The following is a 17113-nucleotide window of genomic DNA, read 5'->3' as shown; positions in this document are numbered from 1 at the left end:
TTTAGCATCATTTTATAATTACATAAATCTGATTATAAAGTTGCTATCAAATCTGTGTGTCCCTATTAGAAATTTTTCACGATTAGAGGCTGACTCTCCTGATGTTGTGTTTTTGATTCGGTAGGTCTCTCAATACTAATTGAAGGGGTAATCGATTGTTCTATTTCGTTTTCTGCTGTTGGAATAGGCATCCCTAAATTGGCTATAGCCGTTGATACATTGGGGTATGCCTCTTCCTTGGATGAAACTGATGAAGTTACAGACTCCAGTTGTAGGGAGGTGCCAATTTCCCCAGTATATTTTCCTTTTATTTTTCCCGTTTCTTGATCAATGAGCATCACATAGGGAGGAGCAAATAATGACGATTTATGATCCTCATCTTCTATCTTATAAACACGGCGTGTTTCACCATAATCAAAATCTAATGTGATACCTAAAACTGTTTGAAAAAAGGCTTTGAAATTTTTTCCATGTCCAAACAACCAACAATCTTGCTGTTCCAGGTTTCTAATAAAAATATTAGTCTCTTCTATTTTGTCAGCCGCGTAATCCAAATCTTGGTACACATCATCATGTTCCTCGAGAAGAATCTTATTACCATGCTCCTGTATTTTTTCAGCCGCATGTTTTCTCTTTTCATAAAGCCTAACAAAGTCTTCCTCACTATAAATCCATAAGGACAGTTTTAAAAGAAGCTTTTTGATAGGGGATGTCCAAAAAGAGAGCTTGTCATATAATTTCTGCATATCAGCAATTGAACGAACATCATAGCCGGAGGGTGCATTACTGTTTTCTGCCAAAAAAGGCAGAACAGCGATTCTTGCATTTTTAATTTCCTTAGGAATCACCCATCCAGCGGTTTGCAGTGCTCGATTCATCGGTGAAATGGCAATTGACAAAGGCCGCTCACTTGTTGAATAAAATAATAAGTCACTAGTGGATTGACTGGTTTGTTCCATGTTTCGTTCAGCTTCTTCAGAAAGAGCAGCATTGGGGCTTAAACCAAATTTCTTTTGTTCCCAACCGCTGCATTTTCCATGACGACTAAATAAGAAATGACCAGTAATTTGAATCCCTTTTAATTCAAGATAGAGTTGGTCTGTTTCTTTAATTTGCTTTAATAGTTTGCTGCGTTCATCCTCTTGGCTTTGGTTTAATTGTTCTATGAGACAATTAATTTCTTTTATATAGACTTGGTGAATCGTTGTCAAAAGCTCAACGCGTTGTTTTGGTTCGCTGATCTCATTCAGTTTTAACCGCTCAATTTCCATTAATTCTTTAAAAGACATTCTTAATCTTATAAATAAACAAAATATCCATTTATTATACAAGCAAATAATCTATTTGATAAGAACTGTGTGCATCAGAAATTCTAAGTATTAAACTTGACAAAGTAGGAAGATGAACCAGAATTTAAGAACCAGAAGATGTTATGAAAAAACTATATAAGTCACGGGGTTTATGTGGAGAGAATTATGGCTACTTCAAAAAAAGTTAAGGAAGAAACGGCCCTAATGAGTGAAATTGACGCAATCTATAAACGTCGCGCTGTACGTAATTATAAACCGCAAAAACTGGATCAAGCGCTCATTCATTCATTGCTTGATGCTGCAGTACAAGCACCTACTGCGATGCATGAAGAACCCTGGTCCTTTGTGATAATTCAAGATCAGGATATCTTAAATCGCTTATCAGACAGCGTGAAAGCCTTGATTTATACTGAAGCCCATAATTATTCCAAAATGCAAATGAAATATCTGCAAGAACTGGTTAATAATCCTGATTTTCATGCGTTTTATAATGCAAGTACCCTTATTGTTATTTACAGCAAATTACATGGTCCTTTTGTAGCTGCTGATTGTTGGTTAGCGGCTGAAAACCTAATGTTGACTGCTTGTGCTCAAGGACTAGGTACTTGTGTTATTGGCCTTGCTGTTTCAACTTTGAATACTCCAGAGTGGAAAATGAAACTCAATCTTCCCTCTGATATCACAGCAATTGCCCCAATTATTGTAGGGATTCCAGCTGGTGAACCATCTGAGGTTTCACGTAAATCCCCAGAAATTCTAGCTTGGAAATAAAGGATTTGGGTTATTGTAACAAGCGCAGAAAGGCTCATTATCAAACAATGAGCATTAAACTCTAGATCGTTCCAAAATACGAATATTTAGATAATACGCATCAACTTTAAAGTTGATAGCTCTCATGAACTTACTTGTCTGCAAGCAAATCATGAGTCGCTTTTTGATAGGTGTTTAAAAAGTTGTCTTGAACAACCACCGCCATATCATTAATCGCTTGCACAGTATCCGTTTTTTTAAGAACTCCGGTTTTAAATTGCCAATTAGCAGGCAACTTCAATTTTGAGCCCAATTGCGACAGAGATTGCTTGGTTTGTGGGATTTTTTGAACACTATAGGATTGCATTACAAACACATTACCATCAGGGTCAATAAGTTCATAAACAGGTTTTCCACCTTCATAGATCCATGTGGTTTTACGCGCAACATCCAGAGGCCGATAAGGAGCATCTAATAATAAATCTTTTAAAGGAATATGGAGTATACCCGCCTCTCGCATAGCTAACCCGTTAAATGTTTTGACATTAGAGTTCACTAAATTGGAGTTTTGCATCCCATCTATCATCCAGTAGCGAGGACCATTTAAATGTACGTGAGTAGATCTCGTTTCTTTTTTTACATCTTCAGTGGTTATTTTTTCCCAAATTTTTTGTGGGCAATCATTAAGACCGATTGTATTGTATACCGCGTACTCACTGAGGCTTTTAGAAATAATAATCTCACAATAACGTTCTCCACGTAGATGAGATTTTTGTGCTGCCAATGAGGGCGTCGGAAGAATAAAAAAAGTCAATAAAGCAGCACTAAGAGACTTTGAAAAACCAATTCTACGCATGGGTACCTCCTGTAAGGTGTATTGCAGATGATCTTTAAAATAATACAGAAGAAATTTGCTAAAATACAGCGGCGACACAAAGACAAATGATCGTAAAAACTCAGCTAAGTTTACGTTTTGATTTTATTTTTTCACCAAATACGTTTGAGCGAGATGACAAAATATCACTGAGCCGAACCCTATGAGTCCACCCAATATAACATGCGTCAAGCGTTCTGATGCGACACTGGCTGAATGAGTGACTAACATCACTGTTGTTGCAACAAAGAAACAGCGGAAAAAATATGCAATGACATAACGACGGAAGGCAACCAAAGTTAAGAAAATGCCACAAATGGCAAGGGTCAAATCAAAAGGCGTACTGGGTAGAATCAGTCCGAATATAATGCCTAAGGGGACACCTAATGATACCCCGATAACGCGTTGACTCAATTTTTGTGGTGAGGTCGTTACGTTACCAGTAACCACACTGGCAGTCCCCCAAATCATCCACTGACCGTTTTGCATGTGAAAATATTCAACCAGAAATGCTGAAATACAAACGGCGATTGCCATAGCGATCATACTTTCAACATAAGGATTTTGCGCTCCAAAATCATTTAAACCTCCCAATCGCAATGGATGGTAATGAATCTCTCGTTTTTTGTAATATGCGCTTATTTCATCAAATTGAGCAAGCAATAAAGTAGGGACTAATGCGATCAATAAATAAGGTAAAAATTGAGGAGCCCGATGTAACATTTCTGTAGGATTAGTTTCCGCAGCAAACTCTGTAGCAAGAATTATGGCCGGAATAAAAGTCCAACTCCCTAAAGGACGCAATTTCTCCCCCTTCATCGTCACCAAAATTACTGTCGTAGCCGCGAGGGTACATGAGACAATATACAGCACTGGCATAAGTTGAGTTAGAAAAAGTAAATAAAACATTACAATGATCATACAACCATGAAGTAACACCCCTAATGCAGTCAACTCAAGTCGTTCTTCTACAATAAGGGTCGACATAGTTAAAACAGAAGATTGAAGCCAAATCGGATTATTGGTAGTCAAATAAAGAAGGGCAAAGGGCAACAATACAATGATCCCTCGCAGCAAAGATCCAATCTGAATTTCATCTTTTAGTGCTTGTATTGTCTTAGAAATAACATGCATTAGATACCTTTTAATTCATTTACGGTGACAATTTGCGCTATTTTTTCCATTAATTGGATGGAGCCTTGATGTTCCTCCTGATTTGCTGCCGCACAAATATCCTCAACGATACACACTTTATAATCCCGATCATGAGCATCGCGAGCCGTGCTTTGAACTGCCCAGGAAGTACTTACACCCCCTAGTATCACTCGTTCAATTTGATTTGCTCGTAACGCTGAATCAAGAGCCGTTCCATAAAATGCGCTAACTCTTGGTTTGACTATTATTAAACTATTACCAATCTGTAATTCTGGATGAAATTCGGTTCCTTTGGAGCCAAGCTTTAGTGCGTCCAATTCATGAACCTTACCAAAGATAGGTGAGTTCTTTGGTTGTTCCGTATAATGTGCACTAAAACCAACTTTTACCATTATGGTTAACCAATTTTTTAACTTTGCAATTTCAAGAGCTTTATTTACCTTTTTAATTATATCACGTTGCTGGGCATGCGCTGCCGAACGCGCAATCTTGCCTTGTGGATGCATAATATCAATAATATAATCCAGACCTATAAATGCGGTACGCATCATATTTACCTCCTCGAGTACCAATATCAATAAAAAATTAGAGTTTTTTTATCAAATAACACCCTATGGAGTCATTTGCATGACCAGGCCGCTCATACTCGATAACAAAACCCAACTTTTGATACCAAGAACATGCTGGCCAATCTTTTAATGTAAATACGCTCATCATCTTGCATCCTTTATGTTTCGCCCACTCTTCTGCTTTAGCAAGTAGGGCTTTTCCATAGCCTTGCTCTCGATACCGTTCATCGACCCATAAACCACCTATTTCCGCTGGTCCAAAGTTATCAAAACCAGAGATTGCGGCAATTATGTTGTTCTCATCATCGTACGCCACATAAAAATAACCGCCTGTTCCAGCAAGGCCGAGTTGAGCTGCATACTGATCAATTCCCTTGCATATAGCGCCATGATCTTCTTCACTTGGATTTTCTATAAAAACTATGGGACTCATTTTATTAAATTCTCTCATTACGTTTACTCATTGATTCATATGAAAAAATCAATTTTTTTTCATATTGTTCTTCTTGTATAAATCAGACATAATTTCATGATGCATCATAGAATTATGACTTAATTATGCAAAATAAACATACAAAAAGAATGATCGGGATCTTCCACAGCAAAACACTGAGAAGCGAGCAAGCTAATATTTCTTCAATTTCAGCACCGCACCAATATAATAGAACATAGCAACCGAGCAAGTCTCGAAAAGAGACTGATTTAGAAAGGACAATTTTTTATGCAATGGAAAGGGATACTGCATTCTTGTTTTAGTTTAGTAATCTTATTGTTGGCATCATCAGCACTAGCTTACGATGAACCGGTTGTGAATCTCGGTTATACAAGTTTTTATGATGGAAGTCCGCCTTCTGGACCAGGCTTTTACTTCCAAGATTATTTACAATACTACACCTCCAATCGCTTTAACGACAACAAGGGTAACAAACTTCCCCTGCCCCGTACTGATCTTGATGTGGTTGCAAATATAACCCAGCTTATTTATGTTACAACAATAAAAATTTTCGGAGCTAATTTAGGTTTTTCTACGCTATTACCTTGGGTAGTTAATGACCGTGTAGATGATGGATTGGGGAATACAGTATTAAAAGCAGAAAATGGCCCAGGTGATTTGTGGATTGGGCCTGCACTGCAATTTGCTCCGATTATGCGAAAAGATGGCAAAGGACCTTTATTTGTTTCGCGCCTCGAACTGGATATTGTCGCTCCAATAGGACGATACAGTAGCATTAATGCAATTAATGCCAGCAGCCGCTTCTGGTCTATAAATCCCTATTGGGCTTTTACCTTTTGGATGACCCCTAAATTATCTACGTCTGCGCGATTTCATTATCTGTGGAATGATGTCAATCATACTCCTAATGTTGCCTTTGGACCAAATGTTTCATCTATCCAAGCAGGACAGGCTATTTTTGCAGACATTGCTGTAGGTTACGCAATAATAGAGAAGTTTACTGTGGGCGTTAATGGCTACTTTTTTAATCAGATTACAGACACCTTGGTTAATGGGGTTGGCTTCCCAGGTCGTAAAGAAAGTGTTTGGGCGATTGGTCCTGGTATGGTCTATAGTCTTAGCAAAAACCATTTTATCTTTTTTAATGTCTACTCTGAACAAGATGCCAGAAATCGTCCTCAAGGTACAAATGGAATTCTGCGCTTTGTGGCTCATATTTAATGAGCCCATACCTTGCCTATGAGCCGCGCATAAAGCGCGCGGCAATCAGAACTTGAGTATATTTTATTTAATAACATTAAGTTATGCCCCTACCCCAGCATCCAGGTGTTTTAATCACAAGAAACTATTCATAAGAAAAATGAATAACTATTTTCCTTTTCCTGAAATTATGGCAAAACATATGAATATATTGCTTTCCTGAGAATCTAATGACTCTTCCATTTAAGATCATTGACTTAACACATACTCTTACTATCGAGAGTCCCTCATGGGACGTTGGCTGTGGGTTTAACCATAAAACAATTCTGAATTACGAAGAATGTTCTACTACTGTTCAATTTAAGGTACAAGAAATCAGCATGCCCGCAGGAATTGGCACTCATATTGATGCCCCTGCACATTGCATCAAAAATGGGCTTCATGTTGCGGAGCTAAATCTTGTTGACCATCATTTGATTACTCAATGTGTGGTGATTGATGTAAGTCATCAATCACATGAGTGCTATAGCATTGCTCTGAACGACATTCTGAATTTCGAGAAAATCCATGGCGCAATAGCAGAACATACTTTCGTTATTTTTTATACTGGATGGGAAAGACATTGGCATGATGCGAAGCAATATAGGAATAATTTAATTTTTCCCTGCGTTAGCAAAGAAGCCGCTCAATTATTAGTAGAACGAAATTGCGCAGGTATTGGTATTGATACCTTATCCCCAGATAGACCAGAAAATGACTATATCGTTCACCAAATTATGCTCGAAAACAAAAAATACATTGTTGAAAATATTTTTAATGCAAACAAATTACCTGCTTCAGGAGCTTTCAGCATGGTTTTGCCTATGAAAATTGCTGGTTTAACTGAAGCTCCTGTGCGTTTAATTGGTCTTTATTGATTTTGTTTGATTACTTTATATAATCCACTGTATTCATTCAATTTCCAGGAAGAAATTACATTGAAAGTCGGTATTATTGGTGGTTCTATAGCAGGTTGCGCCCTGGCCTTATTATTAAAAGATCAATTCCAAGTTACGGTTTTTGAGCAAGTAGATAATTTACATTCGCGTGGAGCGGGAATTACGATTTCTATCGAATTGCTGAACGCTCTACTCGCCAAAAATCTTATTGATCAAGACACATTATCTCATACATGTACCGCACGCAGTTTTTATTGCCAAGCAGATAATGAATCTGTTTATGGAAAATTTTTATGGCAGCAGGGAATTTCTATGGCAAGCCTGCACTGGGATACTTTATTTACTAATTTAAGAAAAAGGATACCCGAGCCGATATACCGCTCTGGCGTTAAAGTCGTGGACGTACAACTCAAGGATAAGGGTCCTGGACAAATTACTTTAGAATCTGGCGAAACACTGCAATTTGATTTAATTGTTTTTGCAGATGGGATTCAATCTGTAGGTAGATCATTGATATCCAATGTTAAACCAGAATATTCAGGTTATGTTGCTTGGCGGGGTACCCTAGAATTTGAACGAATAAAAAATCAAGCGCTTTTTAATGAGCAAGGACTTTATTACTGTTTTAATAAAGGACATTTATTAACTTATCCGGTATATCATCACCAAACAAATAAATTAAACTGGGTTTTTTACGAAAAAATAACACTTGAAGATCTACAAGACTTGGGTTCAACCTCTTTAATCGACTTCTCTGTAAAAGCAAAAGAACATCTTTATCAATTAGCACATGAAAAATTACCTCAGGCGGCAGCACAAATAATCCTTGATACCCAATCTCCTTTTATGCAGAAAATTGTTGATGTCTGTGTTCATCGTCTTGTGACTCACGGAGCTCTGTTATTGGGGGACGCAAGTACCATATTACGCCCCCATGTCGGAAATGGTGCTTCCTTAGCCATTCAGGATGCATTTAGCCTTAGCGAACATCTCAGGAAATATGATGATTTTCAGCAAGCAATTATTGAATGGGAGACAGACTCTCTTCCTAAACGAATTGCCATGTATGATTTATCAAAACGAATGGCTGATGCTTTGGTGTTACACCCTGTACAATGGCAAGAAATGAATGAGTCAACAATGCCCTCTTGGTGGGAACAAGTCATCCGTGGGGATAAATGGTATACGACTACCTCCACACAAAAATAACTTGAAGGAACTCATATGGAGCTGATAGCTCCTTGTCAGGGTATCAAATTATAAAACTAATAGCAGAAGAGTATCGTGTTAGAACTCTTCTTCGCTTTTTTTGCAAACTGGGTCTCTCAGACCCCAAAGTACTATGCCACAGACAATAAGCATTGCAAACGACAAAGAAATTAATCCCAATTTAATGAGCACTTCTTGCCAGCCTATCCCATGAAAACCACCTCCAGCAATTGGCATCATTCCTGCACCTGCCCCCCAGATGCCCGCTAACAAAGTGGTTGCCCAATTGGTATAGGTACCAAATAGGGAGAGAATGAATCCATAACTTTGTATATATGTTGATAAGTTTAATTGAGGCCAGATTAATCCTAATAGAATTAAGAAAATACCATTGAGTACTCCTTCAAGATGGCTGGAAAGCCCCATTCTAGGATTATGCATTAAAGGTAATATAAAGCCGGTTATTAATCCTAATAAAAATAAAAAAACGCCATATCTTATCAATTTGCGGCTGAGGTTTATTGCATTATTGTTCAATATTATTCTCTCTGGTAAGGCATCAATTATTTTTTATAAACCTCTAGCCCTCATCCGTCCTTACGGACACCTTCTCCCCCATAGAGAGAAGGGAGATTTCTATTTGCTCTCCTAGCCGGGGAAAACGGAACTTCTAAAAAAATCCTCTATCTCTTTTTTGGGAGAGGGTGAGGGACAAATTAAACCTTATCAAACCCTTCAGAATTACTCATATTCCATTGCCTCCACGTTCCTTGATACCCCTTCAAACGCTGTTGAGCAAACCGATAAAAATGAGCAAGGAATAAAACTCTCTGCTTATAATAAGGTGTAAGGGAAGGCTCTGCTCGATTGACTTCAAACAAATTATAATAAGGCGGTATTGAAGCGTGTCGCGCGATAATTTCTTCGAAACTCACTTTGTCTGCATTTTTTAACATATCGTACATCACAAAAAAGCTCGTTGTCCGCCCTTTTCCTCCTCTACAATGGATGTGAAACCATGTATCTTTAGGCGCATTTTTTATTATGGTTAGAAATGTATCCACTTCTGAATCGGACGGTGCACTATGATCTGTAACGTATACGCGATGATATTCAAAACCCAATCTTGAAACTAATTCCGCTTCATTTTTTATCTTTTTTACCGAGATGTTTTTACCACTGGAAAAATCCTTAGCAGCAAACTGTTGTGAAGATAAAATTCCGCTTATCTTTTTCTGAGTTTTTAATGAATTCAACCAATTTTCTTGATCTGTGAGACTTTGATCATTTGTTTTTCCGCGATTGATCCAATCGTATTCACTTACTAAGGTAATCGCTCTGCCGTTAAGATAGCCATGGCTTTCCTGACGAAGGTCCAACACCACGACTGGTTTACCCTTTAAATGCCCATGTCTGACTATATAATCAGAAATATCTTTCCATCCCTTTTCGCTTGGCTCTTCACTACCAGAAATGGTCAATTCGTTAATGCCTATTGTATTCCCTTGATACACATTAGCAATCATTGAGGCATCACGTAACCATTTTAATGAAGAAGATGAAAATTCAGTGTCTTGCACAATACAGGGATTATAAATACTCGCATCGCATATCCTCGTTTCTATATGTGTTTTCGCAAAACATAATCCCTGAGTTAACAATAAAGTATTAACAAGAATGGTAATGTGCTTCAAATAGGTCATCCATAACCCCTTAACAAGAAACATAAACCATTCTATGTTAATTTTTTTTCCTACTGCAAGAGTATTGGTTCAAAATTTATCAAATTTATTATTGTCTTTGGATTTCCATCCATTTTTTATACAGTCTTTTCCAAGCCTCTTTGCTTTCTGGATTAACCCAATCATATCCTATTAACTTCCAATCCTGATCCTCAGGATTAAAGCCAAGATTACGAATATAGTCCGCATCACAAATAAAAAATTGATTTTTATAGGGTAATAAGAAGCCCCCTTGTGCGTGCTGATGCGATTTAGCTTCGGTATAATGTGCAAACCATACATTAAGAAATCCGCCACGAATGAATGGCAATTGACATTTTAAATCGCTCCAAGAACTAAAACCTTTTCCAAGGGCGATAACAGCAAGTGCATGTTTACGCTTAATATCGGCGTGAATTATTTCTTCAAGAGAACAATTTCTAAACTCAGGTAAATTTTGAAAACGTTTTGCGGCGTTTTGTACTGTTGTCTGATTGGTAGCGCGTAACGATTTTAATAAAATAGAAGCTTGAACTTTACATTCTTCAACGCTAAATGATGGGTGCAGCTTATTCATGTGAATCCCCTTTGCTATCGCCAGACACCCACTTCTCTAGCAACAAAAAGGTTAATGAATAATTAATAAATCAATTACTAACCAGGGTGAGATCCTCTTTTGTGGGTATAGGCGTCCCATGAAGCCTATATTCATAGTACTTGATGAATGGAGTTTTGTAAATATTTTATGCGTTTTGCTCTTAAGTATCCGCTGTTGAGATAAAGGATTCTCGGATTACGGCTTAGGTCTCACCCAGGCTACCCCGAGGATATCGTTCAAGGACATGTTTGGAATCCGCGCCACAATAAGCATGAATAAAATGAATGACCGTCTCTGCAAATTGATCATTCCATAAGTTCTGATGTCCTTTATCCGAAAACTCAATCCATTCCTTAGGTTGGTTGGCTTGATGAAATAAAGTTAAACCTTGATTGTAAGGTACCACCCCATCCAGTTTCCCATGCAACATTAAGATGGGAACATGAATTTTTTGAATCCGTGATAAAGAATCATACTTATCAATCATAGGCATGGGTATCCAGGAGTAATGATAGCGAGCCAATGCCGTTAATGAGGTATATGGTGATTGCAGAACTAAGGCGCAAACTGGGAATTCTGTCGCCATTTGTGTGGCAACCCCGGTTCCTAAGGATTCCCCATAGAGAACGATATTATTTCCCTTAATCCCCTGTCGTTGCAAAAATTGCATTGCAGCTCGTGCATCTTTATATAATCCTGATTCAGTGGGCTTACCTGGATTTCCTCCATATCCTCGATATTCAAGTAATAACACGCCAAAACCTTGTGAGAGGAACTGTCGAACAAGGGGCATACGGTAACCAATATGTCCTGCATTCCCATGTAAATAGACAATTATTGGTTTCGTATCCAGTGGGGGTTTATACCAAGAGCTTAAAGTCAAACCATCCGCAACAGGGATTTTAATAATTTGCATATCTTCTGCCTGAAAATCTTGCAGCTTAGGTTCTTCAGCAGATGGGAAATAAATGAAATAACGTTGCCAAAAATACGCTACGGTAACAATTAAAATAACAAGAAAGAGACCCAGCAACCATTGCTTTAGCATCGTTTCATTCCATCCACATCATTGATTTGATTTTAAAAAAGGATAATCCGTATAACCTTTTATACTACCACCGTATAAAGTTGCACGCTCTAATTCATTCAATGGTGCATTTTTTCTAAATCGCATGACCAGATCGGGATTGGAAATAAAATATCTTCCAAAAGCAACAAGATCAGCATAACCACTAGTTACTGCTTCGTCGGCCATTTCCAATGTATAACCATTATTTACCATCCAGGGGCCATTAAATTCTTTGCGTAATGCCTGGAAATCAAAACCGTAATACTCGCGAGGTCCTTGAGTTTCTCCTTCAATAACATGAACATAAGCCAATTCAAGTCGGCTCAGTTCTTGTACAAGTGGAAAAAAAACAGCTGCAGGTGAAGTATCTGTGACTCCATTGGCATGACTTACAGGAGCAAGACGGATTCCTGTTCGATTTGCGCCAATTTCAGCGACAATAGCATCGGTCACTTCCAGCGCAAAGCGCAATCGATTTGTAATTGAACCACCATATTGATCCGTTCGTTGATTTGTCCCATCACACAAAAATTGGTGGATTAGATATCCATTTGCGGCATGAATTTCCACCCCATCAAATCCCGCTAAAACCGCATTTCTGGCAGCAGATCGATAATCTTCAATAATACGAGGAATTTCACTAAGCTTTAATGCGCGCGGCGCTCCGACTTCGACAAAAGTACCGTTTTCAATAAAGGTGCGCTGTCCTGTTGCCGGGATGGCAGAAGGAGCCACAGGAGCAATACCTCCGGGTTGCAAGGAAGGATGTGAAATTCGTCCTACATGCCAGAGCTGTAAATAAATAGCACCTCCTTTGGCATGAACTGCATCCGTAACTAATTTCCATCCCGCAATTTGTTCTGAGGAATAGATTCCCGGAGTCCAAGCATATCCCTTTCCTGTCGGCGAAATTTGGGTTGCCTCCGCGATGATTAAGCCTGCATCTGCACGCTGCGCATAATACTCTGCATTAAGCTCTGAAGGAGTATCAATTCCATGGATTGAACGATTTCGCGTTAGTGGGGCCATAACAATGCGATTTTTAAGCGGGAGCCCTCTTAAATTGAAGGGACTAAATAAAGTTTCATGGTTCATAGTATTTTGCCTCATGCGGTTGTTCATCAAAAATAATTCATTTATTTGTTTTAGCTTAATTAACCATTCTATCTATGTTTCATTCTAGATTATAGGTAAGATATTCCCCATAAGTGGAAATCGTTACCTTTATAAGGAAATAGAAATGTATCAAAATATTTTAGTTGCGATTGATGAGAGTGATACATCAATGCAAGCCTTCCAGGAAGCCATTAAGCTGAGTAAAATGCATAAGGCAAAATTACGAATTGTACACATTGCGAATGAATTTTATGCTCCTTATGTTGGAACTGGAGTTGATTATGAGAAGTTAGAGGCTTCATTCAAAGAATATGGCCAACAATTTTTGGATAAAATGCAAACCATGGCAAAAAAACAATATGCCGATTGTGAAGCGCAACTCCTTGAAATAAATCCGTCCAAGGAAAAAGTTCCAGAAAAAATCCTTGAAGCAGCAAAAAATTGGCCTGCTGATTTGATTGTCATAGGAACTCATGGTCGTCGAGGTTATCAGCATTTATTACTGGGTAGCGTCGCCGAAGGAGTTATTCGCAATGCACCCATACCAGTTCTTCTTATCCGCGGCAAACAGTCCTAAAAGAGTTGATTGCAATAATTTGTTAGCGAAGGATTATCCATATGCGAGCGTGCTAAGAATGGAGAATTCTTTCGCTGTCTTGCTTTGATAGCAATTAACACAAGCAATTATTGTTGAAAAAAATCCGTTCTCGTGGAGTATTTCTTAACTGACTTTTAATAAAGCATAGTATCCTCTCATGGGTTTGTTATAATGCAAGCAAAAATCGCTTTGGATTTATTTTATGCAAAAACTGATTAATGATTTTCATGAGTTGGAGCGGCATTTTTTCTCACTCATTAGCTTAAATTGCCTGAATCATCCGACCATAACTGCTTTTGAAACCGGAGTTCTCGCAGCCGGACTTAATCCTGCTTTTGTAACCCAAACAGACAAGGAATTTTCAACCGACCTCGCACATTGCAGATCCTACTTCGTTCAAAAGAATTTACCATGGACCATTGTAATTTCAGAGCATACACAAATTGGTTCCCAACAAAAGAGTCAATTTCTACACGATTATGAATTAACCGATAATGGTGTAGGCATGATATTCGATCTTTTATCAAGCCCACTACAAGGCTTAGATAATCAACTTGAATTCAGAGAGATGAATGATGAGCTACATACCTGGGGAATCCCTATGACTTATGCTTTTCAATCCACTCCCGAAATTAACCAGGTTTATATACAAAGACACGATGAAGCATTGAAAAAATCCCAAGGGATTTATCATTTTTCTGGTTTTTTTTCGGGGGAAGTCGTTGTATCTATGACATTAACGGTAAAAGAGCACCTTGCCCGCATCGATGATTTAGCCACAATGCCGCACTTTCAAAAGCGTGGTTTTGCTCATGCAATGATGATTTATGCCTTAAAAAAAGCATTGGATTTAAAAGTTCAAACCTGCTTTTTAGAAGCATCCAGTTCAGGGCTTAATCTCTACAAACATATTGGTTTTCAACCACTTTTTACAAATCACTACTATGAACTTAAGTAGTTGTAGCTTGGGTTAAGCACAGCAGAACCCATGCAGATAAGGATAAATCATGATGAAATATGCATTAGTTTTTTTATATACCTTATTTTTTTCCAATGCTTCTTTGGCCAATCTTGATTTAATTACTTGGAAAGGAATTTATTATAAAGCAGTCCCGCATAAAAAGGGGGTTACAAAAAAATACTGTAAGGAACATAGTCCGGGTACTTTTATTCACACCATAAAGGATGGAATTGCTCGCCCTATTATCACCAATAAAGGCATCAATCTGAAGCAGATATCGTTTAACATGGATAAAGTTGACGGCATTTATCTTATTAATGGGAGTCTGATTGCATCTGGAAAAACAGCAAAAACTGCCTGGCACGATCGAATTGATTATTTTTTATACAAATACAGTGAAGCAGGAATCACTCAAGGGGTTTGGTATAGTGATCAATGTAAAGGCTTTTATAAAGGGCTGGTACTCAACGACAGAAATAAATAATTGATGTAGAAATTTTACCTAACTCTAAATAACTGAATCGCTTCTTACTCTTATATCAGGCCAAGATAAATTTTGATTATTGAGGTTTAATTTTGATTCTAAATTCACAAAAGCCTGAGAAATAGTCTTTTTATAACACTTCATCATTCATCCCTTGGTATATACTGTATAAAACCAGTTCGTTTTTCTACTAATAAGATAATTGTCTTAAATTGGGGGGAGTGGTGGAAAATAAACAATGGCAGTTTTCGCTCTGGTATGTTCTGATAATTTTCTGGATGATCCTCTTATTCCAGAATTTTTTTTTCGCATCACATCCTGTAGATATAGCTTATAGCGATTTCATCAAACTTTTAAAAGCAGAAAAAATAGACAATGTCGTACTTACGGAAGACTACATTACCGCAAACTTAAAGCCTGAAGGTTTAACAGAATTACTTCCAGAAGATAAACTCACTGAAATCAAAGAATACGGTGGCAAAGACCCTCAGGTCACTACAGTTCGCATTAATGATCCCTCTCTTGTTTCCACCCTAGAAGCAGCGAAAGTCAAATTTAAGGGAAAGGCTGAAAACAAATGGCTAACCATGCTGCTCTCTTGGATTATTCCGGCATTGCTTTTTTTTGCTTTGTGGAGTTTTTTTATAAGACGCATAGGCTCAGCGGCTGGCGGAGTTTTAGATGTCGGGAAGAGTAAAGCCAAAATCTACATGGAAAAAGAAACCCATGTATCATTTCAAGATGTTGCCGGAGTAGATGAAGCAAAAACCGAGCTTATGGAAGTAGTCGAATTCCTCAAAAATCCGCAGCATTATACTCGTATCGGAGCTCACATACCTAAAGGAGTACTTTTAGTTGGACCGCCTGGAACCGGTAAAACATTGCTCGCAAGAGCGGTAGCCGGTGAGGCAGGAGTACCATTTTTTTCAATTAATGGTTCAGAATTCGTAGAAATGTTTGTTGGTGTTGGGGCAGCTCGTGTACGCGATCTCTTTGTCCATGCACGCGAAACGGCTCCGGCAATTATATTTATTGATGAACTTGATGCTCTAGGGAGAGCACGTGGTGCTTATCCTATTGGCGGTGGACATGATGAGAAGGAACAGACTTTAAATCAGTTACTTTCAGAAATGGATGGCTTCGACCCCAGTGAAGGATTAATCTTACTCGCCGCGACGAATCGACCAGAAATTCTTGATCCCGCATTATTACGTGCTGGACGCTTTGATCGTCATGTACTCGTAGATCGACCCGATAAAAAAGGCCGAGTAGATATTTTAAATGTCCATCTGAAAAAAATAAAACAAGCCGCTGATGTTGATCCTGAAAAAATTGCAGCCTTAACCCCAGGTTTTTCTGGTGCGGATTTGGCAAATCTAGTCAATGAAGCCGCTCTGCTTGCTACGCGCCATGATGCTGACTCTGTTAGCATGGATGACTTTACCAACGCTGTTGAACGAATTGTAGCAGGTTTGGAGAAAAAGAATCGCTTACTCAACCCCGAAGAGCGAAAAGCAGTGGCCTATCACGAAATGGGACATACTTTGATAGCTCTCTCTTTACCTAATGTAGACCAGGTCCACAAAGTTTCCATTATTCCACGCGGTATAGGGAGTTTGGGTTATACCATTCAACGCCCTACTGAAGACCGCTATCTGATGACTGAGGAAGAATTAAAAAGTAAAATGATGGTGCTGCTCGGAGGTAGGGCCGCAGAATTTGTTGTCTTGGGTCGATTTTCGACGGGAGCAGCAGACGATCTCGCCAAAGCAACAGATATTGCACGAAACATGGTCATGCGCTATGGCATGGATAAAAAACTAGGCCCTGTAACCTACCAGAAAGAAAACTCACCATTTTTAGAATCTCCTATGGTACACCACGATCGAGAATTTAGTGAAGAAACTGCCCGTGAGATTGATGCAGCAGTCCGAAAAATTATCCAAACTGCATTTGACGATGCCGTAGAAGTTATAAAAAAGCACATTAAAATTTTAGAAAAAGGTGCAGCATTGTTATTGAAAAAAGAAACACTGAATGAAGAAGATTTAACGACATTAAATATAAGTAAGTAGCCCAGGGGCACTGCAGCGAAACCCAGGATTCC

The 17113-nt window shown here is 38.5% G+C and carries 18 protein-coding genes; 8 read left to right on the top strand and 10 right to left on the bottom strand.

The annotated features are described in order from the left end of the window. Window positions 1–65: 65 nt before the first annotated feature. On the bottom strand, window positions 66–1289 hold the full coding sequence (locus ACWTEW_RS21120) for a histidine phosphatase family protein (protein ID WP_454780480.1): 1224 nt from the start codon (window positions 1287–1289) through the stop codon (window positions 66–68). A 186-nt stretch (window positions 1290–1475) separates the two neighbouring features. Here ACWTEW_RS21120 and ACWTEW_RS21115 point away from each other — a divergent pair, with 186 nt between their 5' ends. Further along, window positions 1476–2081: a nitroreductase family protein gene (locus ACWTEW_RS21115; protein WP_454780479.1), complete on the top strand. Its 606-nt coding sequence runs from the start codon at window positions 1476–1478 to the stop codon at window positions 2079–2081. 130 nt (window positions 2082–2211) lie between these two features. Here ACWTEW_RS21115 and ACWTEW_RS21110 read toward each other — a convergent pair whose 3' ends face one another. From ACWTEW_RS21110 to ACWTEW_RS21095, 4 genes are all read right to left on the bottom strand, one after another. Then, the gene (locus ACWTEW_RS21110) at window positions 2212–2916 is read right to left on the bottom strand and encodes a hypothetical protein (RefSeq protein WP_454780478.1); all 705 of its coding nucleotides are present in this window, start codon (window positions 2914–2916) and stop codon (window positions 2212–2214) included. A gap of 123 nt (window positions 2917–3039) precedes the next feature. Further along, entirely contained in the window at window positions 3040–4068 is a 1029-nt protein-coding gene (locus ACWTEW_RS21105) for an FUSC family protein (protein ID WP_454780477.1), read from the bottom strand. Next, the gene (locus tag ACWTEW_RS21100; RefSeq protein WP_454780476.1) at window positions 4068–4640 is read right to left on the bottom strand and encodes a cysteine hydrolase family protein; all 573 of its coding nucleotides are present in this window, start codon (window positions 4638–4640) and stop codon (window positions 4068–4070) included. Before ACWTEW_RS21100 ends, ACWTEW_RS21105 begins: the two co-directional genes overlap by 1 nt. 34 nt (window positions 4641–4674) lie before the next feature. Next, window positions 4675–5109: a GNAT family N-acetyltransferase gene (locus tag ACWTEW_RS21095; protein ID WP_454780475.1), complete on the bottom strand. Its 435-nt coding sequence runs from the start codon at window positions 5107–5109 to the stop codon at window positions 4675–4677. Between the two features lie 270 nt (window positions 5110–5379). Here ACWTEW_RS21095 and ACWTEW_RS21090 point away from each other — a divergent pair, with 270 nt between their 5' ends. The 3 genes from ACWTEW_RS21090 to ACWTEW_RS21080 all read left to right on the top strand — a co-directional run bounded on the left by ACWTEW_RS21090 (window position 5380) and on the right by ACWTEW_RS21080 (window position 8459). Next, the gene (locus ACWTEW_RS21090; RefSeq protein WP_454780474.1) at window positions 5380–6333 is read left to right on the top strand and encodes a SphA family protein; all 954 of its coding nucleotides are present in this window, start codon (window positions 5380–5382) and stop codon (window positions 6331–6333) included. A 209-nt stretch (window positions 6334–6542) separates the two neighbouring features. Continuing rightward, complete coding sequence (locus ACWTEW_RS21085) at window positions 6543–7229, top strand: cyclase family protein (protein WP_454780473.1); 687 nt, start codon at window positions 6543–6545, stop codon at window positions 7227–7229. Between the two features lie 60 nt (window positions 7230–7289). Continuing rightward, window positions 7290–8459 (top strand): FAD binding domain-containing protein, encoded by a 1170-nt coding sequence (locus ACWTEW_RS21080; RefSeq protein ID WP_483099560.1) that lies wholly within the window; start codon window positions 7290–7292, stop codon window positions 8457–8459. A gap of 78 nt (window positions 8460–8537) precedes the next feature. Here the strand turns inward: ACWTEW_RS21080 and ACWTEW_RS21075 are convergent, their stop codons facing one another. The 5 genes from ACWTEW_RS21075 to ACWTEW_RS21055 form a co-directional block, all read right to left on the bottom strand. Next, window positions 8538–8996 carry a hypothetical protein gene (locus ACWTEW_RS21075; protein WP_454780471.1) on the bottom strand — a complete coding sequence of 153 codons (459 nt, stop codon included), beginning with the start codon at window positions 8994–8996 and terminating at the stop codon, window positions 8538–8540. A gap of 179 nt (window positions 8997–9175) precedes the next feature. Then, the gene (locus tag ACWTEW_RS21070; protein ID WP_454780470.1) at window positions 9176–10162 is read right to left on the bottom strand and encodes a phosphatase domain-containing putative toxin; all 987 of its coding nucleotides are present in this window, start codon (window positions 10160–10162) and stop codon (window positions 9176–9178) included. A gap of 88 nt (window positions 10163–10250) precedes the next feature. Next, on the bottom strand, window positions 10251–10757 hold the full coding sequence (locus ACWTEW_RS21065) for a hypothetical protein (protein WP_454780469.1): 507 nt from the start codon (window positions 10755–10757) through the stop codon (window positions 10251–10253). A gap of 223 nt (window positions 10758–10980) precedes the next feature. Next, entirely contained in the window at window positions 10981–11826 is an 846-nt protein-coding gene (locus ACWTEW_RS21060; RefSeq protein ID WP_454780468.1) for an alpha/beta hydrolase, read from the bottom strand. 18 nt (window positions 11827–11844) lie between these two features. Further along, window positions 11845–12942, bottom strand: a complete 1098-nt coding sequence (locus ACWTEW_RS21055; protein WP_454780467.1) for an alkene reductase — start codon at window positions 12940–12942, stop codon at window positions 11845–11847. Between the two features lie 145 nt (window positions 12943–13087). On the opposite strand from ACWTEW_RS21055, the gene ACWTEW_RS21050 reads away from it, so the two are divergent. From ACWTEW_RS21050 to ftsH, 4 genes are all read left to right on the top strand, one after another. Next, window positions 13088–13540 carry a universal stress protein gene (locus tag ACWTEW_RS21050; RefSeq protein ID WP_454780466.1) on the top strand — a complete coding sequence of 151 codons (453 nt, stop codon included), beginning with the start codon at window positions 13088–13090 and terminating at the stop codon, window positions 13538–13540. Between the two features lie 223 nt (window positions 13541–13763). Beyond that, window positions 13764–14519 carry a GNAT family N-acetyltransferase gene (locus ACWTEW_RS21045; protein ID WP_454780465.1) on the top strand — a complete coding sequence of 252 codons (756 nt, stop codon included), beginning with the start codon at window positions 13764–13766 and terminating at the stop codon, window positions 14517–14519. 49 nt (window positions 14520–14568) lie between these two features. Beyond that, window positions 14569–15006: a hypothetical protein gene (locus ACWTEW_RS21040; protein ID WP_454780464.1), complete on the top strand. Its 438-nt coding sequence runs from the start codon at window positions 14569–14571 to the stop codon at window positions 15004–15006. Window positions 15007–15230: 224 nt separating this feature from the next. After that, window positions 15231–17081, top strand: coding sequence for an ATP-dependent zinc metalloprotease FtsH (ftsH, locus tag ACWTEW_RS21035; RefSeq protein WP_454780463.1), 1851 nt, complete (start codon window positions 15231–15233; stop codon window positions 17079–17081). Window positions 17082–17113 lie beyond the last annotated feature (32 nt).

The organism is Legionella stuttgartensis, assembly GCF_977063405.2.
The sequence above is the reverse complement of the archived record's forward strand: the minus strand, read 5'-3'. Positions and strand labels throughout refer to the sequence as shown.

Bases quoted from the DNA above. Each gene is read 5' to 3' on its own strand.
- ACWTEW_RS21055 (WP_454780467.1), bottom strand. From the start codon at position 12,942: ATGAACCATGAAACTTTATTTAGTCCCTTCAATTTAAGAGGGCTCCCG.
- ACWTEW_RS21065 (WP_454780469.1), bottom strand. From the start codon at position 10,757: ATGAATAAGCTGCACCCATCATTTAGCGTTGAAGAATGTAAAGTTCAA.
- ACWTEW_RS21045 (WP_454780465.1), top strand. From the start codon at position 13,764: ATGCAAAAACTGATTAATGATTTTCATGAGTTGGAGCGGCATTTTTTC.
- ACWTEW_RS21095 (WP_454780475.1), bottom strand. From the start codon at position 5,109: ATGAGAGAATTTAATAAAATGAGTCCCATAGTTTTTATAGAAAATCCA.
- ACWTEW_RS21110 (WP_454780478.1), bottom strand. From the start codon at position 2,916: ATGCGTAGAATTGGTTTTTCAAAGTCTCTTAGTGCTGCTTTATTGACT.
- ACWTEW_RS21050 (WP_454780466.1), top strand. From the start codon at position 13,088: ATGTATCAAAATATTTTAGTTGCGATTGATGAGAGTGATACATCAATG.
- ACWTEW_RS21100 (WP_454780476.1), bottom strand. From the start codon at position 4,640: ATGATGCGTACCGCATTTATAGGTCTGGATTATATTATTGATATTATG.
- ACWTEW_RS21115 (WP_454780479.1), top strand. From the start codon at position 1,476: ATGGCTACTTCAAAAAAAGTTAAGGAAGAAACGGCCCTAATGAGTGAA.
- ACWTEW_RS21060 (WP_454780468.1), bottom strand. From the start codon at position 11,826: ATGCTAAAGCAATGGTTGCTGGGTCTCTTTCTTGTTATTTTAATTGTT.
- ACWTEW_RS21120 (WP_454780480.1), bottom strand. From the start codon at position 1,289: ATGTCTTTTAAAGAATTAATGGAAATTGAGCGGTTAAAACTGAATGAG.
- ACWTEW_RS21105 (WP_454780477.1), bottom strand. From the start codon at position 4,068: ATGCATGTTATTTCTAAGACAATACAAGCACTAAAAGATGAAATTCAG.
- ACWTEW_RS21090 (WP_454780474.1), top strand. From the start codon at position 5,380: ATGCAATGGAAAGGGATACTGCATTCTTGTTTTAGTTTAGTAATCTTA.
- ACWTEW_RS21085 (WP_454780473.1), top strand. From the start codon at position 6,543: ATGACTCTTCCATTTAAGATCATTGACTTAACACATACTCTTACTATC.
- ACWTEW_RS21070 (WP_454780470.1), bottom strand. From the start codon at position 10,162: ATGACCTATTTGAAGCACATTACCATTCTTGTTAATACTTTATTGTTA.
- ACWTEW_RS21040 (WP_454780464.1), top strand. From the start codon at position 14,569: ATGATGAAATATGCATTAGTTTTTTTATATACCTTATTTTTTTCCAAT.